This window comes from Oceanobacillus sp. GQ8 (assembly GCF_059758495.1).
Window position 1 is genome coordinate 284,362 of sequence record NZ_JCAXEV010000003.1, and the last position, 24,089, is coordinate 308,450.

19 protein-coding genes are annotated in these 24,089 nt (G+C 41.8%); 16 read left to right on the top strand and 3 right to left on the bottom strand.

All coding sequences use genetic code 11. The features are described from left to right. Positions 1-54 precede the first annotated feature (54 nt). Positions 55-360 carry a PadR family transcriptional regulator gene (locus AC6CHS_RS10270; protein ID WP_498235914.1) on the bottom strand — a complete coding sequence of 102 codons (306 nt, stop codon included), beginning with the start codon at positions 358-360 and terminating at the stop codon, positions 55-57. Positions 361-656: 296 nt separating this feature from the next. On the opposite strand from AC6CHS_RS10270, the gene AC6CHS_RS10275 reads away from it, so the two are divergent. Continuing rightward, positions 657-1,733, top strand: a complete 1,077-nt coding sequence (locus AC6CHS_RS10275) for an AbrB family transcriptional regulator (RefSeq protein ID WP_498235915.1) — start codon at positions 657-659, stop codon at positions 1,731-1,733. A 590-nt stretch (positions 1,734-2,323) separates the two neighbouring features. After that, positions 2,324-3,052, top strand: coding sequence for a response regulator transcription factor (locus AC6CHS_RS10280; RefSeq protein WP_498235916.1), 729 nt, complete (start codon positions 2,324-2,326; stop codon positions 3,050-3,052). A gap of 4 nt (positions 3,053-3,056) precedes the next feature. Here the strand turns inward: AC6CHS_RS10280 and AC6CHS_RS10285 are convergent, their stop codons facing one another. Further along, positions 3,057-3,191 carry an anti-repressor SinI family protein gene (locus AC6CHS_RS10285; protein ID WP_498235917.1) on the bottom strand — a complete coding sequence of 45 codons (135 nt, stop codon included), beginning with the start codon at positions 3,189-3,191 and terminating at the stop codon, positions 3,057-3,059. Between the two features lie 203 nt (positions 3,192-3,394). On the opposite strand from AC6CHS_RS10285, the gene AC6CHS_RS10290 reads away from it, so the two are divergent. The 14 genes from AC6CHS_RS10290 (at position 3,395) to AC6CHS_RS10355 (ending at position 22,635) form a co-directional block, all read left to right on the top strand. After that, positions 3,395-8,563, top strand: coding sequence for an AAA family ATPase (locus AC6CHS_RS10290; RefSeq protein WP_498235918.1), 5,169 nt, complete (start codon positions 3,395-3,397; stop codon positions 8,561-8,563). A 64-nt stretch (positions 8,564-8,627) separates the two neighbouring features. Further along, complete coding sequence (locus tag AC6CHS_RS10295; protein WP_498235919.1) at positions 8,628-9,845, top strand: MFS transporter; 1,218 nt, start codon at positions 8,628-8,630, stop codon at positions 9,843-9,845. A 244-nt stretch (positions 9,846-10,089) separates the two neighbouring features. Continuing rightward, on the top strand, positions 10,090-11,511 hold the full coding sequence (locus AC6CHS_RS10300) for a YfcC family protein (protein WP_498235920.1): 1,422 nt from the start codon (positions 10,090-10,092) through the stop codon (positions 11,509-11,511). A gap of 16 nt (positions 11,512-11,527) precedes the next feature. Next, positions 11,528-12,652 carry a M20 family metallopeptidase gene (locus tag AC6CHS_RS10305; RefSeq protein ID WP_498235921.1) on the top strand — a complete coding sequence of 375 codons (1,125 nt, stop codon included), beginning with the start codon at positions 11,528-11,530 and terminating at the stop codon, positions 12,650-12,652. Positions 12,653-12,718: 66 nt separating this feature from the next. Then, complete coding sequence (locus tag AC6CHS_RS10310) at positions 12,719-12,871, top strand: hypothetical protein (protein WP_498235922.1); 153 nt, start codon at positions 12,719-12,721, stop codon at positions 12,869-12,871. A gap of 69 nt (positions 12,872-12,940) precedes the next feature. Continuing rightward, a complete protein-coding gene (locus tag AC6CHS_RS10315) occupies positions 12,941-14,092 on the top strand; it encodes a PrsW family glutamic-type intramembrane protease (RefSeq protein ID WP_498235923.1) in 1,152 nt (383 codons plus the stop codon). A 119-nt stretch (positions 14,093-14,211) separates the two neighbouring features. Further along, entirely contained in the window at positions 14,212-16,119 is a 1,908-nt protein-coding gene (locus AC6CHS_RS10320) for a BglG family transcription antiterminator (protein WP_498235924.1), read from the top strand. 376 nt (positions 16,120-16,495) lie between these two features. After that, the gene (locus tag AC6CHS_RS10325; RefSeq protein ID WP_498235925.1) at positions 16,496-17,833 is read left to right on the top strand and encodes a 6-phospho-beta-glucosidase; all 1,338 of its coding nucleotides are present in this window, start codon (positions 16,496-16,498) and stop codon (positions 17,831-17,833) included. After that, the gene (locus AC6CHS_RS10330; RefSeq protein WP_498235926.1) at positions 17,830-18,132 is read left to right on the top strand and encodes a PTS sugar transporter subunit IIB; all 303 of its coding nucleotides are present in this window, start codon (positions 17,830-17,832) and stop codon (positions 18,130-18,132) included. The genes AC6CHS_RS10325 and AC6CHS_RS10330 overlap by 4 nt, the downstream gene beginning before the upstream one ends. Before the next feature lie 22 nt (positions 18,133-18,154). After that, positions 18,155-19,441, top strand: coding sequence for a PTS cellobiose transporter subunit IIC (gene celB, locus AC6CHS_RS10335; RefSeq protein WP_443148587.1), 1,287 nt, complete (start codon positions 18,155-18,157; stop codon positions 19,439-19,441). Between the two features lie 7 nt (positions 19,442-19,448). Further along, positions 19,449-20,204, top strand: a complete 756-nt coding sequence (locus AC6CHS_RS10340; protein WP_498235927.1) for a carbohydrate deacetylase — start codon at positions 19,449-19,451, stop codon at positions 20,202-20,204. Continuing rightward, positions 20,191-20,553 carry a PTS lactose/cellobiose transporter subunit IIA gene (locus AC6CHS_RS10345; protein WP_498235928.1) on the top strand — a complete coding sequence of 121 codons (363 nt, stop codon included), beginning with the start codon at positions 20,191-20,193 and terminating at the stop codon, positions 20,551-20,553. The genes AC6CHS_RS10340 and AC6CHS_RS10345 overlap by 14 nt, the downstream gene beginning before the upstream one ends. Positions 20,554-20,574: 21 nt before the next feature. Then, entirely contained in the window at positions 20,575-22,416 is a 1,842-nt protein-coding gene (locus tag AC6CHS_RS10350) for an exo-beta-N-acetylmuramidase NamZ family protein (protein WP_498235929.1), read from the top strand. A 36-nt stretch (positions 22,417-22,452) separates the two neighbouring features. After that, complete coding sequence (locus AC6CHS_RS10355) at positions 22,453-22,635, top strand: hypothetical protein (RefSeq protein ID WP_498235930.1); 183 nt, start codon at positions 22,453-22,455, stop codon at positions 22,633-22,635. Positions 22,636-22,668: 33 nt separating this feature from the next. On the opposite strand, the gene AC6CHS_RS10360 is transcribed toward AC6CHS_RS10355, so the two are convergent. Next, positions 22,669-24,063 (bottom strand): NAD-dependent succinate-semialdehyde dehydrogenase, encoded by a 1,395-nt coding sequence (locus AC6CHS_RS10360; RefSeq protein ID WP_498235931.1) that lies wholly within the window; start codon positions 24,061-24,063, stop codon positions 22,669-22,671. Between the last annotated feature and the right edge of the window lie 26 nt (positions 24,064-24,089).

The following is a 24,089-nucleotide window of genomic DNA, read 5'->3' on the forward strand; positions in this document are numbered from 1 at the left end:
GCTCTTCCCCGTAACGAACTCGCCATTTTTTTGGGTAAACATAGAGGAGCCATTTCATAATAAGCCAAGCCTCCTCCACCCAAGCGTCGTCACTTGTTCTAATTGCTTTAAACTCTCTTCCAAATATGCTTTGCCGGAATCCGTTATCTTGTATGGCTTTCGCCTATTTTCTAAGGGCATGGCTTCAATGAGATGCAGCTTTTCCATTCGGCTAATGGCGCCATATAGAGTCCCTGGGCCAAGCTTTTTATGGTAGTGTTTTTCAATATCTTCCATGATGGCATAGCCGTGCTTTTCTCCTTCGGCTAAACTAATCAAGATAAATAAAGCTGGCTCTGAAAACCGGTCAAGTGACTGCATTGCTTCACCTCATTTCTCCCGGAGCAACCGTTCGTAAGACTCCCGCTTCAAAGCATGAAGTGAAACTGTGTGTTTAATTGGGAGTAGACGGACGCTAACACTCCGATTCGTTCAACTAACAATCAGTGGGGGAAGAACGAAAACCCTTCACTGATTTAAGTTTCACTTTATTACGTTTTATGTTATATCGTATAACGTAATAGTAACCAAAAAGATCCTATGAGTCAACATTGGTCACAATCATGCAAAAACCATGGTATGCTAGGTTTAGAGAGAAATAAGTAAGGGGTTTTATGATGCACGCGAATAAAACACAACGGTTAATCGTGACATTTTTGGTTGCTGCGATTGGTGGCTACATCTTTTCCATCCTAAATATGCCGCTTCCCTGGGTGCTTGGTGCCTTAACGTTTACCTTTATCGCACAAGGGCTATTAAAGCGGGAAGCATATATCCCGACCCCAATAAAAAATACAAGCTTTATTATACTAGGTATTTATTTTGGTCTTTATTTTACATTGGAAACTTTCCAGACGATACTCCCTTATTTTCTACCATATCTTTTGCTGACTCTCATTCTTATTTTTGCTAGCATTTTTATCAGTGTCATGGTGACAAAATTATCGTGGGTAAAGGTTGATAGTATGACAAGTATTTTTGGTAGTATTCCAGGGGGCTTGTCTGAGATGACATTGGCGAGTGAAGCATTTAAGGCACGTACGTCTTTAGTGGTTATCTTTCAAACCATCCGTCTGGTGACTGTTCTCTTTACCGTTCCATCCATTATGGCCTTATTATTCGGACAAGGAACAGGGAACACAAGTGGACAGGCTTCATCGGAGGTTATCCTTGGATCTCCTGTTAACTATTTGGCTTTTATCCTACCAGCATTGGCCGCGTTGTTTTTAAATAAAAAAATTCCAGCGGGGATTATTATTGGGGCAATTGGAATTGGGGTCACGGCTGCACTTAATATTACACTCGTGGAGCTACCAGCAATCCCTCCTACTCTCATGTATGCAGCACAGGTTGCGGTCGGAGCAAGCCTTGGTAAAAATATTCTGTTTCGAGATATAAAGGCAGGTGGAAAGCTCTCCTTTATATATTTTGGTACATCCCTTGGCATCATTGCCTTTTCTATTCTGCTTGGTGTGATTCTAGCAAACCTAACCTCATTAGATTACGTTACAGCTATTTTAAGCATTGCACCAGGTGGTTTGTTTGAAATGGTTTTAACAGCATATAGTCTTGGGGGAGATCCTGCTGTTGTCAGCTCACTGCAACTTATTCGCATACTTGTCATTGTAATCGGCGTACCACCACTATTAGGTTTGTTATTTCGGGATAGAAGATCGACAAGTCAGACCCAGTAATCCTTTTTGTCTGGCTGCGTTAATAGAATTTTAACAAACCAAAAATCCGGACTCTTAGCTGACTTTTTTAGATAATCGACCTGGAATTTCTTTATTGTTGGATTAAAGGTACATTTCACAGCATAGTGTTTTTCGTAGGGTTGGACAGACACTTACCAGAATTGATTTATTTTATTGTTTGCCTTTAAAGGATTACGGTCAGATTAAGTCTCAGGTGCATCCTTTTTTAAACTTTATTTTTAGAAAAGTATGGTAATATGATAGGTAACAAGGCATAACTGACAGTATTGAATATGGCTCTTCAGCGTTAAATACCAAAAAATAGGTGATTTGTTCTACCACTACGTGTGCCTGGGAGAGCCGGGGCATGCCGAAGTCAAAATAGCACGGATTCGTTTTAAGTCGGCTTTCCTTGGCACAAAGGCCCTTCATATTATCCCGCCTTATGTGGCAGTAAGGGCTAAACTTCAAGAATTCTAAGTAGGGGAAATGCCAGTAAAGGTCCGATACGTTTAACTAATATGTGGTAGGGAAGGAATCCCCACCACATGAAGTTCACTTTTATAAATTTATGGAGAAAGGGGTCTTTTATGGCTAGTGAGAAGATATTAATCGTGGATGATGATTTGGATATGAGCGAGCTTCTCAGTATGTACTTGCAGCAGCAGGGCTACCATGTGTTAGTTACGGAACGTGAAATGCAGGCACTGGAGATAGTAGAGGATGAAACACCTGATCTTATTGTCTTGGATGTCATGATGCCCCATTTAGATGGGTTTGAATTATGTCAGCTACTTCGCAAAAAGACCGATGTGCCGATTTTGTTTTTCAGTGCAAAAACGGATGATACGGATAGCATTATAGGTCTGGGTATTGGTGCTGATGATTATATTGCAAAGAACACAAGCCTTCCAGTAGTTACGGCAAAAATAAGAGCACATTTACGTAGAAATCGTAAACTGTCGACAACAGAACGGAAAGAGAAAATACCTGAGAAGGACTCTGATTCCGTGATCCAATATCCCGGCCTCATAATTAATCTGAAACAGGCACGGGTTACAGCCAATGGCGAGCGAATAAAACTCTCGGCAAAGGAATACCATTTACTTTGCCTCATGGCACGTAATCCTGATCGGGTGTACAGTGTGGAACAGCTATTTGATTTAATCTGGGGTGAGGACAGCCTAGGTGATTATCGAACAGTGATGGTACACATTAGCAACCTCCGAAAAAAACTTGTAGAACAACTTGGGGATGCTTCCTATATTGAGACACTGCGTGGTATTGGTTACAGATTTAATGGCACGTGTACAACCTGACTGTTTAGCCCTCCTTCATTTGATGCAAAAGATCCCGAACTTCCTCAGGAGAAAAACCGACATACTTAGCTAATAGAATAAGGTTTACCCATTCTTGGTCGTACTGTATAGCTTTATTTGTTATCGCTTTCTTTTTCAAAGTATCCCCCCTCAATTTCCTTAACTAAATTATATGTAAGCAAGTATAAAAGAAGCTAAAGTGTAGTTTAAATTTGGCTTAATATCACATAAAGTAGCAGGGTTAGTCCATTGGTAACCTCCACTATACAGTGAAAGAAAAAGGGAGGAAGAAGGTTTCATATCGCTACATAACGAAATGTTTTGCGACAGGAGGTAATGACGTTGATAAAGCTACCGGGATATAATGTCTTGCATCCCGTTCTGGAGAATAGGAATTGGACGCTTTATAAAGCGTTTGACTTAAAAAACAAAGAAGTTGTTTCAATTAAACAAAGACACCAGTCGATGAGCCAACACGACCACGCAGCTGCTGTCCATGACTTTCATATGTCCCGCTCTCTAACAAATCAACATATTTTAAAAACTAGGTTACTAGAAAAGTATGGAGGTAGTGTCTATACCATAACGGAGCCCTTTTCTGGTACGAGTTTGCGTGACCTTATGAACGAAGGCGCAGGCCCGTTACCCTGGAAAGAATTTTTAAGAATTGCTGCACGAATTGCTGCTGCAGTTGCTTCCTTACATCAAGCGCATATTACCCACAAAATGCTTCTTCCGTATCATATTTTAGTAACTGATAAAAAGGAAATAAAAGTGACAGGCTTTGAACAAGCTACTTTCTTGTCCAGTGAAACACAACATCCGAATGGAAGTCCATATCTGCTTAGAGAAAAGGTAGCATATATATCTCCAGAGCAAACCGGCAGAATGAATCGTCCTTTGGATTACCGGACAGATATGTACACGCTTGGTGTGATTTACTATGAAATGATTACAGGAAAGCTACCGTTCCAGATAGACCATCCTGCTGAAATGGTGCATGCTCATTTAGCAAAAACAGCCATACCGCCGAACCAGTTTGATGCCAACATACCGAAACCAATTTCAGACATTATTATGCTCTTGCTTGAAAAATCTCCAGATGACCGTTACCAAAACGTGGCTATTTTGCAGAGGGATTTAGAAAAGTGCCTGAATGAATGGAATCAGCATGGAGAAGTTTCCGACCGATTACGCCTCAGAGAGAATGACCATGCATATAGTTATGAGCGTCCACGAAAGCTTTATGGAAGGGAAGCAGCCATACAACAATTAATCGAAGGTTTTGTGCGTGTGAAGGAAGGGCAACGTGGCGTCATCCTTATTCCAGGGGCATCTGGTATAGGAAAGACCGCTCTAGTTCAAGAAATCCAAAAGCCATTAGTGCAGGAACGAGGTTACATGATCACAGGCAAGTTTCCCCAACTGCAAAAACAGGTGCCGTATGCTCCGTTAATCCAAGCCTTCCAAGGGCTCATTCGGCAAATCGCATCAGAAGGACAGGATAGCATCGAGCAGTGGAAGAGGAAATTGGAAAGAGGAATTGGAACTTATGGTGGCGTTATCGCCAACTTTATACCGGAAGTAGAATGGTTAACTGGACCACAGGTAGCCCCATCTGAGTTGCCTCCAGAAGGGGTACATAACCGTTTTCGCCAAGCAATTCGCCGATTTGTCGGGATCTTTGCCACTGCAGAGCACCCTTTAACCCTGTTTGTGGACGACTTGCAATGGGCAGACGACGCCACATTAGATCTATTAGAACATGTGCTTATTTATACAAACCATCTGCTATTGATTGGAGCATACCGGGACAATGAGGTGTATGCAGGGCACCCACTTTATCAAACTTTAAAGAAGCTTGAGGAAAAGAATTTGCTGTTAGCGAAAATTCCAATTCAGCCACTAGAGCGGTCACAGATCAACAATTGGATTCATGATGCGTTAAGGGGTGAAGATAGAGGTAAGGAATTTGTGGTGGAGCTTATGATGCGCGTAACAAAGGGAAACCCATTTTTTATTGAACAACTACTTAAATCACTGTACCGAGATCGCATGATTACATACGATAAGGAGCATCGGGGTTGGGTGGTGGACGTAAAAAAACTTAAGCACCTACCAGAGATGAATTCCATTATTTCTCTTGCTGTAAAAGATATAAAGCGTCTTCCCGCTGATACCATTAACATGCTGGAGCTCGCATCCTGTGTAGGCAGCCGATTCGATTTAAAGTCCCTTGCAACCATTTCAGGACATTCTTATACTGCGGTGAGTAATGCTCTGTGGCCAGGACTTGAGGAAGGATTCATTGTCCCATTAGATGCTAGCTATAAATGGGTTTATCCAGAAGAGGGAAAAGCATTTTTGGATGACCAGCCACCCGTCTACCATTTTATTCATGACAAGATGCAACAGGCATTTTATGACAACATGGGAGAAAAGGAAAAACAAAAAAATCACTTAAAAATAGGGCTGGAGCTTCTTCAGTTTTATTCGGCGGATGAAAGGGAAGCGAACATTTTTTCCATTGTAAACCATTTAAACCCGTGTAAGGATTTGCTGCCAAAGGAAAGGCAGTATGAACTAGCAGAATGGAACCAACTGGCAGGGGAAAAGGCAAAGCGAAGAGCTGCCCCAGAAGCAGCACTTCATTATTACTCCAGTGCAATGAACCTGTTGTCAGATAAAAAGTGGTCCTCGGACAACTATTCATTAACGTATCGTATTATGCTGGGCTTGGGCGAATCAAAATATTTAAATAAGCAGTTTGAACAGGCTGAACAGATCTTTGAAGACATTTTAAATAATGCAACATCTGACAGAGATAAACTGCGTGTTTATAACATGAAGATCACTTTATACACTCATGTTCATCAAGTGGAAAAGGCTACTGCTGCTGGCTTGAAAGGACTGAAGTTGGTGAAATGGGCATTTAAAGAGAATCCAACCAAAATGGATATTGGAAGGGAATATGTCTTAACACAACTTGCCTTAATGCGATATAAAAATAAAAACCTTCTGGAACTTCCAGAAGTGGAGGAGAAGGAAGCTCTTTATAAAATGCGGACACTGATTAACACGAATGCCCCCACATATCATTTTAATCAGAATCTGGCAACGGTTCTCATGCTCCGCGCCTTGCGTTTGACCCTTAAATTTGGCGATATGGATATTACAGCTCTTGTGTACAATAATTACGCTTTGACCATGAGTGCAGGCTTTAAAGATTATGATACAAGCTATAAGTTTGGTAAACTTGCTATTTCACATGTCGAAAAGTTTCAGGAGAATAGTTTAAAAGCAAGGGTCTATTTTGTCTTTGGTACATTTATCAATCATTGGAAGCAGCATATTCGCTATAATTTAGAGTATTTACAACGGTCTCAGCAACTGTGTGTAGAATCAGGAAATCTGCATTTAGCTGGTGCCAGTGGTATGTTTATCTGTCTGATTCATTTTATGAGAGGAGATCGTCTGTCAGATGTGAATAAAGTGATAGAAGACCAAGTCAATTTTGCAAAGCGCAATGAATATCCTATTTCTACTACTTTTCTTGGAGAGCTGAAGGACTGGATGGGCACTCTAATGCATGAAGAAGGTGAAATTAACTATCATCATCACGTGACAGGTGATGACCCTTCTGCAACAATTATTCATCATATCATCAGACTGCAAATGAGTTATGTACTGGACAATTCGAATGAGGCGCGCCATATTTTAAATAAACTAGAAGAACTAGTAGGCAAAACCCTTATTTTGATCAATGTTCCAGACTACTATTATTATCGAGCATTGTGGCTAGTTAGATTTAGCAAAGAGAGAAGTCTTCCTGTTAACAAAACAAGCAAGAAGGTAAAGTTCCTTTTAAAACAGTTTAAGCAATGGGCAGAACATAGCCCTAACAATTACCAACATAAGTACATGCATATTTTGGCAGAATACAAGCGTCTTGAAAATGCCCCCTCTAGTGAGGTAGAAATGATGTATCTTCAGGCAACAGAGCTGGCAGAAGAAAATGGTTACATACAAGATGCTGCTGTCATGTATAAGTGTATGTCTGATTACTATCAAGGCCGCCATCTAAATAAGTTGGCAATAACTTTTATGAGGGAGGCATATTGCAAGTTTAAAGAGTGGGGGGCTTATAAAGTCGTTGCAATCTTGGGGAGAGACTATCCAGAAATTCTTCAAGCTGAAGGGAAGGCGTCTCATGTAATGGAGAAACAGCCGCTTGACGTTCAAGCCATAATGGAAGCAGCAGGAGTTATTTCTCGTGAGATTGTACTGGATAAGTTGTTGGAAAAGTGGCTCCAAATTGTAATTACGAATGCCGGAGCAGAACGCGCATTTTTTCTATTAAAAAAAGAAGGAGTGTTGCGGTTGGTAGCTTCCTGTGAGGTAGAATCAGAACCTGTCATCTATCAAGAATCTACTATCCTAAACGTAGGAACCGGAATCCCTGTTTCAATTATTGATTATGTGAAACGAACAGGAGAGAATGTTGTGTTACAGGATGCTAGCAAGGACAGAGGACTTTTCTCTGGAGATCGCGATCTACTAACGAATCAAATGAAATCGGTTCTCTGTTTACCGATTATGCAACAGAATAGACTGATTGGTATTCTTTATCTAGATAATCGACATACAGCTTACGTCTTTACAGAAGAAGTGATCCGATTATTGGCCACGCTTGCCTCCCAGGCAGCCATATCAATAGAAAATGCCTATTTATATGCAAACTTGGAAACGAAGGTACAAGAAAGAACAGAGCAATTACATAACGTGAATAAACAGCTTGTAGAGGCTAATGTATCGCTTGCAGACTCTGAGTCGTTACGTAGCAAAATGTTATCTAACATCTCCCATGACCTACGTTCTCCACTTGCTACGATTAACGGATATGTAGATGCCATTCTGAATGGGCTGGCTGAAACACCAGAAGTACAACGAAATTATTTGCACGTCGTGAAACGTAGACTGTCTTTATTAGACCATTTGGTGGAGGATTTATTCTACTTAGCTCAATTGGAATCTGGTAATGCAGTCTTTGAAATGGGCACCATCTCTGCAGAGGAACTGTTTAAACAGCTTTGCAATCAATTTGAGCTAGAAGTAACCCAGGCAGGGTTACCATATAGACAAGAAATGGAGCCATCTAATGAGGATTGGCCACTCGTCGAAGTAGATGTCAGTCGAATGGAACAAGTTATGACAAACCTTGTTTCCAATGCAATAAAGCACGCCAATGCAGGGGAGATCGGAATGTATCTTACTCGGAGCAAGAATGAGGTTATCTTTACCGTACGCGACGAAGGGACGGGGATTGCCCCTGAGGACTTACCATATGTGTTTGACAGGTCTTTCTCTAAAAGCTCCAAGATTGGTAAAAAAGGCCATGGTCTCGGACTCGCTATAAGTAAGGAAATAGTAGCAATTCACAATGGGAAGATATGGGTAGAAAGCGAGTTAGGAAAAGGGTCAAGCTTTCATGTTTTATTGAAGGCATATTGATGAGATCTTACTCATAACTATTTCCTCTGTGTTGTTGGTAGAAGTAAATATAGGGGGAGATGCAATGAGAGCATGGACCAAATGGAAGCAACCTACCATACTTTTAATTTCAGTGGGAACTGCTAGTCTTGGAGACTTTATATATCTTATCGCTATCAATTTATTAGTCTTTCAAGTAACAGGATCAGCGGCTGCGGTGGCTGGGCTTTGGGTAGTCGGCCCGATCGTAAATGTGTTAACTAAATTCTGGACCGGAAGTTTTATTGAGTATCGAAGTAAGCGTAAAATCATGATTGTGACATATTTGGCTAGGGCAATATTTGTATTTTGCATTCCCCTTTTATCGTCTATTTGGTTCATCTTTTTATTTCTTATTCTACTAAGCGTTGCGAAATCATTTTTTGGTCCTTCTTCTATGACGTACATAACAGAAATGATACCGAAGGAGATGCGGAAACGTTTTAATTCTATTCAGGCCCTTACAACATCAGGTGCCTTCATTATAGGTCCAGCTGTAGCCGGGTCCCTTATTCTACTTTGGGGCATCGATATAACGCTACTCATTAACTCGTCAGCCTTTCTACTATCTGCGTTTTTCCTAATGCTACTGCCTGAAATGGGTGCAGTTGAGAAGGCGACCATACCAAAGCTTTCCTGGGCTCAAGTACGAGAAGACTTCCGAGTTGTTCGTAACTTCGTTAAAGTTAATCATTATGTAGCGTATATTTACGGATTGTTTCTGGTTACCACGATCTTCGCGTTTGCGATGGACGCTCAGGAAGTAGTGTTTACCCAAGACGTAGTAGGGTTATCCGAAATGGATTATAGCTTACTCATTAGTATTACAGGGATTGGATCGATTACGGGTGCCATACTCGTGTCTGTTTTCTCTCATCTTTTCTCACTACGATATCTGATAGTTTTCGGAATTCTATTTCAATCGGTTGGGTATGTTCTATATGCCTTCTCCTGGTCGTTCTTATCCATAACGATCGGCTTCATCATATTAGGCTTCTTTAACAGTTTCTTAAACACGGGAATAATGACGTTTTACCAGAATAATGTCCCAACAAATTTAATGGGAAGAGTGACAAGTCTTGTGCAATTACTGCAAAGCGCCCTACAAATTTTAATGGTATTAGTGGTTGGAACGATGGGGGACATTATTTGCCTTAGAATGATGATCATTGTGTTATCTACAGCCACGCTGATAATAGCCTTCCTAATTGGATACAGTGCATTCATGCCGGCTAAGAAAACGTATTTTAGAGAAGCAAGTTAGAGGGCCTTTAGTTAAACAAAACAACCAGGACCGCTCCCAAGCGATTCTGGTTGTTTTTGTTTTGTCACTATTTTAAAGGACGTAATATTAGAGATCCTCCACATCACACAAATCGAATCGGCAGCATAATCAGACCAACTGAGGAATGCTTCATTTTGCTTTTTCTTTGAATTTCGTCCTATTCATCATTATAATTAACAGCAAGTTGTTAATTTTCAATTATTTTACGTGAGGGGGATGAGAAGTGACAAAGAATGATGTAAAAAGAAAAAATAAAAAGGGCGTCAAAATGCCAGATGCCTTCGTTATATTATTTGGTTTGTTGCTCCTTGCAGCAATTGCTACATATATTATACCAGCAGGGTCTTTTGAAAGAGAGACAACAGATAATGAGATTACCCAAGTAATCCCAGACAGCTATAGTGAAACAGATATGAATCCAGCTTCTATAATGGATGTATTCCTAGCTGTCCAACAAGGATTAATTGATACAGCCAATCTTGTGTTTATGGTATTAATTATTGGTGGAACGGTTGCCGTATTTGAACATACAGGGGCCGTCAACTCTGGAATTAACGCTCTAATCAATCGTACTAAGGGAAGGAAATATCTGCTAATCATCTCGGTTATAACCCTTTTTGGTATATTGGATACAGCAGGGGTAAGTGGAAATGCTGTTATTGCCTTTATTCCGATCGGGATTATTCTTGCCCGGGCTCTTAAACTTGATGCTATTACGGGAATTGCGATGATCTACTTAGGACAGTATGTAGGTGTAGCAACAGGTACATTTGATCCCGTGATAACAGGGATAGCCCAGCAAATTGCTGAGCTACCTTTATTCTCAGGGGCGGCACTACGAGGAGCGGCCTTCATTGTGTTTCTTCTCGTTACCATTGTCTATATCTGTCTCTATGTTAAAAAAATAAGCCAGGATCCTGCGAAATCTATGATGGGATCGTCACCATTTGTCCAATATCATCATGATGCACAAGACACGGATTCATTTGGGACGTTTACCCTGCGGCATAAGATCGTTATTCTTACGTTCTTTGTTTTCTTGGGAATTTTTCTGTTTGGTGTTTATAACCTTGGCTGGTCGATTAATGAGCTTTCGGCAACCTTTCTTATGATGAGCATTGCAGTAGCAGTTATTAATAAAATAACGCCAAATAAGTTAGTCTCGGTGTTTATGGAAGGGGCGAAAGGACTCGTCTATGGAGCCCTCGTGATTGGAATGGCACGAGCCATTGTAGTCATTTTGGAAAATGGGTATATTTTAGATACGATCGTTCATTACGCCTTTGGCCCACTAGAAGGTTTGCCAACATTGCTCGGAGCCCAGGCAATCTTTGTTTTTAACTTACTCTTTAACTTATTGGTTACATCCGGTAGTGGCCAGGCGGTTATCACCATGCCATTTATTGTACCTTTAGTTGACATGCTTGATATTACACGGCAGACAGGTGTCTTAGCATTTAAACTCGGTGATGGCATAACGAATATTTTCACGCCTACCTCAGGTGTATTGATGGCAGTATTGGCTGTTGGAGGAGTTCCATGGAATAAATGGTTCCGCTTCGTTTGGCCACTCGTCCTTATTTGGGCTTTCATTGGCGCAGTATTTATTAGCATTGCGGTTCTTATAAATTACGGACCATTCTAACGAAAGGAGAAACAACATGGATCAAATAAAAGCATACATGACAAAACATCACCAGGACATTATGGAGGATATGAAATACATTGTGGAAAGTGATTCGCCTTCCCATGACAAAGCGCTACTGGACGCTTGTGGGGAACGGATTCAAGACTTGTTTGAAAAGCACTTTGGCTATCGTGCAACGTTAATAGAAGAGAAAGACCGCGGAAATCATTTACGGTTTGAATACGGAGAAGGAGAAGAAAAACTCTTAATTCTGTCCCATTTTGATACCGTTTGGGATAAAGGAGAGCTTCCTATTAAGGAAGAGGGAGGAAAAATCTTTGGACCAGGCATCCTCGATATGAAGGGTGGGCTTGTCCAAGCGATTTGGTCGATGAAAGCATGCAAGGATTTAGATCTGCATGTTGATAAACGCGTTGTTTTCTTGTGTACAAGTGATGAGGAAATTGGCAGTCCAAGCTCGCAAGCATTGATCGAACAGGAAGCAAAAGACAGCTTTTGTGTTTTGGTTACAGAGCCACCCGTAGCCGGGAGCGGAGCATTAAAAACAGAACGAAAAGGTTCTGCCCGCTACTATGTAGACGTAACAGGCAAAGCAGCCCACTCTGGCAATCATCATGAAGATGGGGTGAATGCTATCAAAGAGGTAGCCGAGCAAATTCTTTATTTGGAGTCGCTTACAGACTATGAAAAAGGCACAACCGTGAATGTTGGCTCTGTGGAAGGTGGAGGACCGCTAAATGTCATTGCGGATGCAGCTTCGATTGGGATTGATGTAAGAATGGAAACAGAAGAAGAACAAGACAGAATCGAACACATTATGGAAGAGCTCGAACCTCATACAGAGGGCGCACAAATAAAGGTGCACGGTGGCGTTATGCGGCCACCAATGCATAAGAATGAGCGGACAGAGAAGCTATTTGCGAAAGCAAAGGAAGTAGCCCAAGAACTAAATATGAAGCTTAAGGAAGAGAGTGCAGGTGGCGGAAGTGATGGAAACTTTACTGCAGCGATGGGTGTTCCTACCCTCGATGGACTCGGTGCTGCTGGTGAGGGGATACATGCCAGAGATGAACACATTTTGATCGATGACATTCCTGAGCGAACCGCTTTGCTTTGTAAGTTAATTTATTCGGTTTAAATCGCTGGGGGATTTTCCCTGCGTAACATGAATAGGAATAATAAAGAGTAAGGGGGATGAATGAAAATGAATCATGGTATTGGTGGCGTAGTTTTTGCTGGCAGCATGTTTCTGGGAATTGGTCTGGGGTTGCTTTTTGATAATGTGGCAGCAGGAACGTTGATTGGTATGGGAGCGGGGTTCTTAGCTATGGCTTACAGCAGTAGAAAAAGAAGCTGAATTGGGTTGCAAGTTTGAGTAATTTAGGGTAATAATTTGATGATGTGTACCAAAAGAAGGAGGTTTTCTATGTATTGCCCTAATTGTGGAGTAAAGGTAACACCGGAAGCGAAGTTTTGTCCGTCTTGTGGGATAAAGCTAAATCAAGAAGAAGACGTATTTAGACAAGAAGCCTCCAATGTCAGTGGTCAAACACAATCGGCTGCAACAGAGGATGCCGGGAAAACAATCACCGATCAGATGCGCAGCACTTTCTTGCATGCAACGGAGCGAATCAATGGACTTGTGGGGGAAAAAGGGAATATTGACTTGAATTTACGGGATATATTCTCTTCTGTTTTAAAAAAACACTCCAAGGAAGAAGGGGAGATCCTGTTTATTTCGGGAACTTCTTTGACGACACCGAAGGAGGAAGAAATCTCCACCTCCTGGCCAAAGCCGTGGCTGTTTTCCAGAGTCTTTCTCATTCTGGCGGTTACATATCTTTTCCTATACGTATGTACTTATATGTTTCATAATCCTAACGCTTTGCCAGGACTTATTGTGGTTGGATCGTTTGTCGTACCCTTTTCCTTACTCATTTTCTTTTGGGAAATGAACGCCCCACGGAATCTGAGTATCTATGAAATTGCCAAAATGTTTTTCATAGGGGGGACCGCTTCGCTTGTGACCATCTTAATCTTGTTTTCAATCGTGCCGGTTTATAACCTGAATGTTGGCGGCGCCATCATCGTAGGCGTTGTGGAAGAAGTCGGAAAGCTAGTCATCATTCTGTATTTTATAAAGAAATTGAACCCAAAGTACATATTAAATGGCCTTCTTATTGGGGCCGCCATTGGGGCAGGATTTGCAGCATTTGAATCAGCAGGCTATGCCTTCCGCTTCGGCACGATGAATGGGACGGATTTTATGCTTTCTGTCATGTTTGACCGGGCCTGGATGTCCATTGGCACACATGTTAGCTGGGCAGCCATAACAGGCGCTGCACTCGTCTATGTCAAAAAAGCGGAGCCCTTAAGAGGTGACCACTTGACCGATGCAAAATTTCTTAAGCTTTTTGCTGTTCCTGTTATTCTACACTCTGTGTGGGATATGCCGCTCTATTTGTTCCAAGTATTTAATCTGATGTATATCGTGCTAATTATAATTGCTTGGATCTTTATCTTCACGTTAATTCATGCAGGATTAAAGCAGATTGTTCGGTTGAATGTAGGCCAATAGACAGTTGGGGAAGAAGACGTAATATGCTATCTTTTAAATAGGATAAAGTGAAACGTTATTTGGTAAGGCACTTCCTGCCAGGCGAGGCGGGATAAATATTCAATTAATGAGGGTTGTATATGAATGCACGCTGTGAAAAGATTCTACAATTACTCCTTTCATCCAAACAAGCTATCACAAGCGACGAGATATCTTTAGAGTTACAAGTTAGCTCGAAAACGGTAAGAAATGATTTGAAAGAGCTTCAGCCATTACTCCTAGACAATCATATAAAATTGATGTCAATTCGAGGGAAGGGCTATGAGCTACTTCCCTCGGATAAAGAAAAAGTAGCTCTTCTGTTAGAACAACAGGCACTGCAAGCTTCGCCAATTGAGCCGGAGAATAGGGTCTATTTTTTGATGGAAAAATTACTCTTGCAAACAACCTATATTAAACTTGAAGATATGGCTGATGAACTTTTCATCAGCCGCTCAAGTCTGCAAGGGGATTTGCGGCAGGTCCGGGAGATATTGAGTGATTATAACCTAGCACTAGAGCAAAAGCCTAATTATGGTATAAAAGTCGTTGGCGATGAAATGCAAATACGCTTCTGTATTGCAGAATGGCTTTACCAACAGGATTCATCTGTCTTAAGAGGTGCTGACGACTTGGACATTTTGCCAGAAGAGGATTTGCAGGTTATAAGAAATAGTATTTTAACCAACCTACGAAAAAATCAAATTCTCATCTCAGATATAAGCCTCCAAAACCTCATTACCCATGTTGCCATAGCTGTTAGACGTCTGGGAGAAAATCAAGCGATTGGAACAGGCTTGGATTATGCCCATTTAAAGAATGAAAAAGAATATATCGTTGCTAGAAAAATAGTGGACAATATAGAGGACACTTTATCGATAGCTTTCCCAGTAAATGAAGTGGCCTATTTGGCCATGCATTTATTAGGTACAAGGCTTGTATCACCAAACGAAAAGGTGGATCGCCATGTTTGTAGCATAGATCCAGCAATTTCTGAACTGGTAGAGAAGATGGTAGAAAGAATAGATAATCAGTATGGTTTTCAATTGAAAGAGGATATGGAATTGCGGTTAGCATTAGCATTACACCTAAAGCCTGCTATCAACCGCTACCACTACCAAATGAACATACGAAATCCGCTGCTTGATGAGATTAAATTAAATTATCCCCTATCATTTGAAGCAGCACTTATTGGCAGTGAGGTGTTGAATGAAATCCAAGCTATTAAACTGGTAGAGGATGAAGTGGCTTATCTTGCCCTCCATTTGGAAGTGGCGCAAGAACGGAAGAAACAGAAAGCTACGAATAAACAAAGATGTCTCATTGTGTGTGCTTCAGGGTTGGGCAGTGCCCAGTTGTTGACGTATAAATTAAAGGATCTTTTTCATGAAGAAATAGTTATTGTAGGAACTACTGAAATGCACAATTTAAGACAGTACCCTCTTGAAGAAATTGATTTTATTATTACGACGATCCCCTTCTTATGGGATCCAGGCATTCCCGTTATTCAAGTAAGCACTATATTAGGGAAAGCCGATATATCCGAAGTTAAGGGAATTATTAAGAGAAAAAATCAAGTAATACATAACTATTTTTTGGAACCGTTTACATACTTCCGTAAAGAATTTACGGAATCTGAAACAATTTTACGTTTCCTATGTAAGGATCTCGAGAAATTGGGGTTGGTCGATAGCAACTACCTCGATTCCGTTTTGCAAAGAGAGGCGTATGCATCCACGAGTTTTGGCAATCTTGTCGCAATCCCTCATCCATTGGAGCCACAAACGAACCGTACATTTTGGTCTGTTATGACACTTGTAAAACCTATTGAATGGGGAGACAAGCCGGTCCAATTAATTTTTTTATTAAATGCCAGTAAGGATAGGCAGCATGAACTCAAGCCGATGTTTGAAGAACTGGGTAACTTGTTGGAGGATCAGCATCTGATTAGACAATTAATTGCTGCTAGAAATTTTAAAGAGTTTAAGCGATTGATGGGTATGGGGTGAGTCCCCTTGCTTTATCCCGGAGCAACCGTCCGTAAGACTCCCACTTCAAAATATGAAGTGAAACCGTTAGTTTTTAGTGGGAGCAAACGGAGGCTAACACCCCGATTCGTTCAACTAACAATCAGTGGGGGAAGAACGAACCCCCCCACTGATTGAAGTTTCACTTTATTAACAATTTTCCTTAGCAGTGTGTTTCACTTAATGGATGGCGTATAGTGAATCAATCTGCCTTTATTTACAAAAGGTTGGATTGATTCTTTTTTTCTTTTTGGTTTCCATACAGCCTTTTTCCGTTGCCAATGGAAAAAGAGTGGGTGCAAATGACTCATTTTTCAGAATAAAATAATGTTAACACATAAAAGAAAGGGGGGATCCTTTGGAACCTATCAAAATAACAGTAATAGGTGGAGGTTCATCATATACTCCAGAGCTTTTGGAAGGGTTGCTTGCAGAAACTGATGTGCTGCCGATAAAGGAAATATGGCTGGTGGATATCCCACAAGGAGAGCAAAAGCTGCAGATCATGGATGCGCTGGCAAAGCGTATGGTAAAAAAGTCCAAGCACGACATTAAGATCGTTTCTACATTGGATAGACGTGCTGCAATAAAGGGAGCAACCTATGTCGTTACCCAAATAAGAGTAGGGCAGTTAGAAATGCGTCGGCATGATGAATACATCTCCATTAAGCATAGGGTTATTGGACAGGAAACGACCGGGGCAGGAGGGTTTATGAAAGCACTTCGTACCATTCCGGTTATATTAGGTATTTGCAAGGAAATGGAAGAGCTTGCTCCAGATGCATGGCTATTAAACTTTACCAACCCTGCAGGCATCGTTACGGAGGCTGTGCTAAAACACTCTACGGTTAAAGTGGTGGGACTTTGTAATAATCCGATTAATTATTATAAGAAGTTCGCGAAAACGTATGACGTGGCAATGGAGGATGTGCGGATTAACTTCCTCGGAATTAATCATTTAATTTGGATAACCGGATTGTATATTAAAGGAAAATCACACATTCAAGATGTTTTGACAGGTAAATCTGCCAGTTATGAGGCCGCAAATATACCTGACTTTGGCTGGGACCATGACTTTCTGCAGTCCCTCGGGGCGATCCCTTGTGGCTATCATAAGTATTACTACCAAACGGACAGCATTTTGGAGAAACAGCTTTTAGAATATGAAAAAAATGAAACGCGAGCAGATCAGGTGAAAAAAGTCGAAGCAGAGTTGTTTGAGCTATACCAAGACCCAGATTTAGATAAAAAACCTGAAGCCTTGGAACAACGAGGTGGCGCTTATTATTCTGAAGCAGCAGTTCGGCTCATCCGTGATATTCATTTAAACACCCAGCAGGTTCACACATTGAATGTACGAAATAATGGAGCAATTTCCTGCCTACCGGATGATGTTTGTGTGGAGATCAATTGTGTTGTTGAGAACCATCAGATCACACCACTGCAAACGTCGGAGGCACCAGCCCAAATCCGGGGCTTACTACAAGTCGTAAAGGCTTATGAAGAATTGACAGTAGAAGCAGCCGTAACGGGAGATAAGGGAATTGCAATGCAAGCTTTAACTATACACCCGCTTATTCCATCGGCTGAGAAGGCTAAGCAAATTTTAGAGGAAATGCTGTCAGTTAACGAGCCCTATCTAACCGGAGATATTTTTAACGTAGGTAGGTCAGCCACTATGGAGGTGAAAAGATGAAAATCACATTACTATGCGCGCTTGGAATGAGTACAAGTTTACTCGTTAAGAAGATGAACCAGGAAGCTGAAAACCAATCAATTGATGCGGAAATTGAAGCACACTCTGTGGATGATCTTGAAAAACAGCTGGAAACAGCAGATGTCCTGTTAATTGGTCCGCAAATTCGTTACAAGAAAAACGCATTGTTTAAGCAGGCAGATGAAGCAGGTGTCCCTATTGCAATCATCGATATGAAAGCATATGGCACGCTCGATGGGAAAGCAGTATTAGAGCAAGCATTAGCTTTGAAAAAATAAAGAAACAAAGGGGAGAAAGTCAATGAAAGGGTTTCAAGCATTTATGGAACGTTATTTTATGCCTGTGGCTGGAAAATTGGCGGAGCAGCGCCATTTAAAAGCGGTGCGTGATGGGATTATTGCCGTTATGCCATTATTGATCATTGGTAGTATCTTTTTAATTATTTCCTCACCACCTTACAAACCATGGGCAGAATTTATGGCACCATTTGCACCTTCGCTTAGCATCCCGGTAGACGCAACATTCGGGTTGCTTGGTTTGATTGCTGTCTTTTCCATTGCCTATAACCTGGCTAAAAGTTATGGTATGGATGGTCTTTCAGCAGGTGTGTTAAGTACCGCAGCATTTTTTGTTGCAACCCCTTTAACGGAGGAAGGAAATATTCCGCTTAACTTAATGGGGAGTGAAGGACTATTTATCGCCATATTGCTGGCGATTACCACAGTCGAGATCTTTCGCTTTTTCGAAAAACGAAACATTGTGATCCGAATGCCAGACACTGTGCCACCTTCCGTATGGCGAGCTTTTACAGCACTCATTCCCGGCGCTGTCATTATTACCTTGGTATGGGGTGTCGATCTATTACTTCGATCTAGCTGGGATTTATCATTGCATGGAATTGTTGGAGCGGTGCTACGCGAACCACTGCAAATGCTTGGTGGTAGCTTCTGGGGAGCCATGATCGCCATTTTACTTATCCACCTGCTTTGGTCTTTTGGGATTCATGGAATTTCTGTTGTAGCAAGTGTTATGGCACCAATTTGGTATAGTCTAACAGATGAAAATATTGCAGCACAGCGAGCAGGAGAAGAACTTCCACACATAGTTGGCCAGCCTTATATGGCGATTTGGTGGGCAGTCGGGGGCTCGGGGATGGCGTTGGCGCTTACACTGCTCTTTCTGTTCCTGGCAAAATCCAAGCATCTTAAAGGACTTGGCAGAGGGTCAATCGGAGCAAGCATTTTTAATATTAGTGAGCCAGTTATCTTTGGTGCACCGGTTGTCATGAACCCGTTATTAATCATTCCGTTTATTCTAGCACCGCTCGCAGTTGGTATCATAACGTATTTCTCCATGTCCATCGGGTTAGTTGGGAAGCCCTATGTTATTGTGCCATGGACCATGCCACCACCTTTATCCGGTATTTTAACGACAGGTGATTTTCGTGGAGGTATCCTCATGCTCGTCAATATTGCAGTAGCGATGTTTATCTACTTCCCGTTCTTTAAATTATATGATAAACAGCTTCTAAAAGAGGAAGAAGAGAGAAAAGAAACAGCTGCGGCAGCTAAGGAAGAGGAGGCGTAACACGTTAATGCAGCAAAGCAAAAGACAAGTAATCGTCAATGCAGATGATTTTGGGATGACACCAGGCGTGACAGCGGGCATTTTATATGCACATCAATTTGGGATAGTCACAAGCACGACAGCAATGGTGAACACCACTTTTGCCGAACAGGCTGTTGAACTTGCCAAAGGACACCCTAATTTAGGTGTTGGATTGCATTTTGTATTAGATGCCGGGAAACCAATCTCTCGGCATGTCCCAAGTCTAGTAGACACAAGCGGCTACTTCTTGAAAGGGGAAGCTCTAAGCAATTCTGCTAGAAAAGAAGAGATAAAGGTGGAATTACTTGCGCAGCTTGATTTACTACGGCAATGGTATCCGCATGTTACCCATATTGACAGTCACCACCATAAGCATTTGCATATTCCACAAGCGCTGGAAGCTGTACTCGAGGTTGCCGAGGCGTACAGCTTACCAGTGAGGTCCTTTTCAAAAAGTAGCTGGCAGAAGGTGAGAAGTACAGATTATCTGCATTATGATTTTTATGAAGAAACTGTGCAACCTGCTTTTTTGGAAAATCTCATTACTTCCACTGAAGATGGCGTGAGTGAAATCATGTGCCATCCAGCATTTTTGGATACATGGCTTTTAGAAAGAAGCAGTTACACCGAGACACGGATGAAGGAGCTCGAACTTCTAACGAATAAAAACGTGAAGCACCTTTTTACTTCCGAATCTATTGAGCTCATACATTTTGGAGGAATACATGATGAACATAAATAATTTATCGATGCAAATTATCTTGCATGCAGGCAATGCCAAGGGAATTTTACACGAAGCGTTAGAAAAAGCAAGGACTGGAAATTTCTCTGAAACAGATCACTTGCTCAAAGAATCTTCAGAAGAACTTCTTAAAGCGCACAAGGTGCAAACATCCTTTATTCAAGAAGACGCACAAGAAAAGTTAGGCGTTCTCCCTGTTATTTTAGTACATGCCCAAGATCACCTTATGACCGTAATGTCGGAAAAAACACTTATAGAAGAAATGATATATCTGTATAAAAGGCAAGATAGGATGGAGCGAATGGTAGAGAAGTGGATGGCTACAAAGGAGATGGAGAAGTTTGATTAATCTTAGTTAGGGGTGTTTTTTATGAAACGACGTCATATCTTGGTACTTTGTTTTGTATTACTCTTTAGCCTGTTTGGGGGAGGGAGTAATCATCATGCAGAAGCTAGCCAAACAAGTAAGAAGAAAGCGAGTGTTAAACCGGGAGTAGAGGTGTTAATGGAAGACCATTTAGATTGGCTGCAGGGAAAACGTGTTGGCCTTATCACGAACCCAACCGGAGTAGACCATGAATTAAACAGTACGATTGACTTACTTTACGAACATCCTGACGTTAATTTAACTGCATTATTCGGGGCTGAACATGGCATAAGAGGGGACCAGGAGGCAGGCGAATATGTTGAATCTTATATTGATGAGGAAACAGGACTGCCCGTATACAGTTTATATGGATCAACCTGGAAGCCAACCGAGGAAATGCTGGAAGAAGTAGATGTCCTTTTATTCGATATTCAGGACATTGGTTCTAATGTGTATACCTATATTTATACACTTGGATTTGCCATGGAGGCCGCAGGGGAGATGGATAAAGAATTAATCGTACTTGATAGGCCAAATCCAATTGGTGGAGAGAGGGTTGAAGGGCCACTTCGTTCAGCAGATGCCGTGAGTTTTATGGGGAGATTCCTCCTGCCTGTCAGACATGGAATGACACCAGGTGAATTGGCAACAATGTGGAATCATGAGTATAACATGGGCGTTGATTTGAAAGTTGCTGAAATGAAAGGCTGGAAGCGGGATATGCATTTTGAAGATACGGGACTTCCTTGGATACTCCCATCACCCAATATTCCAACACAGGAATCAGCCTACCTTTATGCTGGAACTGAACTTGTCGATGACACAACGCTTTCTACTGGTCTTGGCACTACCAAACCATTTGAACAGGTAGGTGCTCCGTGGATCGACGCTGAAGCGCTTGCTGAGGAAATGAAAAGTCGAGAATTAGCTGGTGTAAATTTCCGCCCAGCATACTATACACCTATGTTTGGTAAGTATGAAGGCGAGCGAGTAGCTGGTGTACAGGTCCACATAACGGATCCGTCCTCCATCAATTTGGTTGCACTTGGTTTACATTTAGTCGATGCCATGAGAGATCAAAATCCTGAGGAATTTGAAATGACAGCAAGCTATACCAATCTGATTGGCGATCCGGAAGTACCTCAGATGATTCTAGATGACATGCCAGTATCAGAAATTATGGCATCATGGAAAGAGGAACAACAGGAGTGGGTAAGCGAGGTAAGGAACCAATATTTAATGTATGGACCTTATCCGAAGGGAGCCAAACCATATAAAAAGCAAGCGGTTCTTGGGATCTTTCCACTTGATTTAACTGCAGCACCAGGGGAGCCTGTGGATTTAACAGTAAAAGGCTATGATAAAAACGGAGAAAAGATGACGATTGCAAAAGAGGACGTGGATTGGGAGCTAGATGGACTGGACGGCAATATTGAGAACGGCACATTTATAGCGGATCAGGATGGGTCGGGAATTGTACGTGCTATTTATCAAAAGTTAAAAGCAGAACGTCCTGCTGTTATTTCAACGCCTTTTCTGGAAAACATTCGCTTCGGTCTCCAGTCAGGTTATTCTAGAGTCGTGCTTGACCTAAATAAAACAACAACCAATTATGAAATAGAAAGAGGGGAGGATCGCCTGTTCATAAAAGTTCCGTATGGGGAAATACAAGGACAGTTAGATCCGAACGGCGGGTCGATGCAGATAAATAACAGTCCAGTGCTGTCCCAACTAGATTATTATACGCAAGAGGATTCCATTGTAGTAGAGCTGCATGTAGATGGAGACGTTGCTTACGAAACACCTAGTTTTTCATCTAGAATCGTAGTTGACCTGCAACATTAAGAAACCAAGCCTGAGCTACTAGATAGTTGCTCAGGCTTGGCGTTTTTTGACATGTGGATTCAGTTTTTCACGTTCATGATTCAGAATAGGTGGCAGACGATTCAGTTAGCTGCCTTCACGATTCAGAATGGGTGGCAGACGATTCAGTTAGCTGCCTTCACGATTCAGAATGGGTGGCAGACGATTCAGTTTCCAGCTCTCCCGATTCACAATGGGTGAGAGACGATTCAGTTTCCGCGATTCCGATTCAACTTATTCAAAATCACCAATTGAAATATATTTGGTTTCCAGATATGGCTCGATTCCTTCAAGTCCACCTTCACGACCAAGGCCACTTTCCTTCATACCGCCAAATGGGGCATGTGCTGCAGATGGGCCGCCATCGTTCCAGCCGAGAATACCATACTCAAGCTGCTCACTTAGATACGTACCCGTTTTATAATTGTTTGTGAAGTAGTAGGCAGCAAGGCCAAATGGTGTATCGTTAGCTATTTCAATGGCTTCATCTATCTCCTTAAAGGTAGTAATTGGAGCAACTGGGCCAAAGGTTTCCTCATGCATAATATCCATGTCGGTTGTGACATTTTTTAATACGGTTGGGTGGACGAAGAAATAGCCCTTCTCTTGGTTTGCATCATATTCATCACCAAGTAGTACCTCCGCACCCTTTTGCTTCGCATCTTTTACATGGGCCACGATTTTATCATAGCCATCTTCATTAATAATCGGCCCGATCGCTACATTTTCTTCTAGGCCATTACCGACTTTAAGCGTTCTTGTTTCTTCGACGAGTTTTTCTGCAAATGCATCCACAACGTCTTCTTGGACAATAATCCGATTTGCGCTGACACAGGTTTGGCCGGCGTTACGGAATTTAGTAGCAATGGTTTGTTTTGCCGCCAGATCTAAATCCGCATCTTTTGCTACGATAAGGGGTGCATGGCCGCCTAGCTCCATTGTTGCATTTTTTACAGTGCTGGCACTACCCTCGATTAATTTTTTACCGACTGAAGTGGAGCCAGTGAACGTAATTTTGCGCACATATTCACTTTCGGTAAACAGTTTGCCAATCTCACTTCCGGAACCAGAAACGTATTGAATAACATCCTCCGGGATTCCGGCTTCATGTGCAAGCTCAATTACTTTAATGCCGGATAGCGGAGTTTCTGATGCAGGCTTGACTACAAAGGTACAGCCAGCTGCTAAAGCAGGTGCAGCTTTTCGCGTCATCATTGCCGCCGGGAAGTTCCACGGGGTGATTGCTGCAACTAGACCGATCGGTTCCTTCTGCACAATAATGCGCTTGGATTCCGTGTTAGCAGGGACGGTGCGTCCATAAATTCGTTTTGCTTCCTCTGCATACCACTCGATAAAGCTTGCCGCATAGGCTACTTCGCCTTCTGACTCTTTTAAAGGCTTTCCGTTTTCTAATGTCATAAGTTCCGCAATTTCCTGCTTGTTTTCATGTAATTTAGATGCCCAGGCATTTAAGAGGCGTGCACGCTCATGGGCATTAACTTTTTTCCATGAAGCAAAGCTTTCCTTCCCTTTACGCAATGCTTCGGTTACTTCCTCTTCCGTGAATTTTTTAATTTCTTTAATGAGCTCCCCTGTTGCGGGATTCATTACTTTTATCATATCTGCCAAGATTATTCACTCCTTTAAAATTGTTC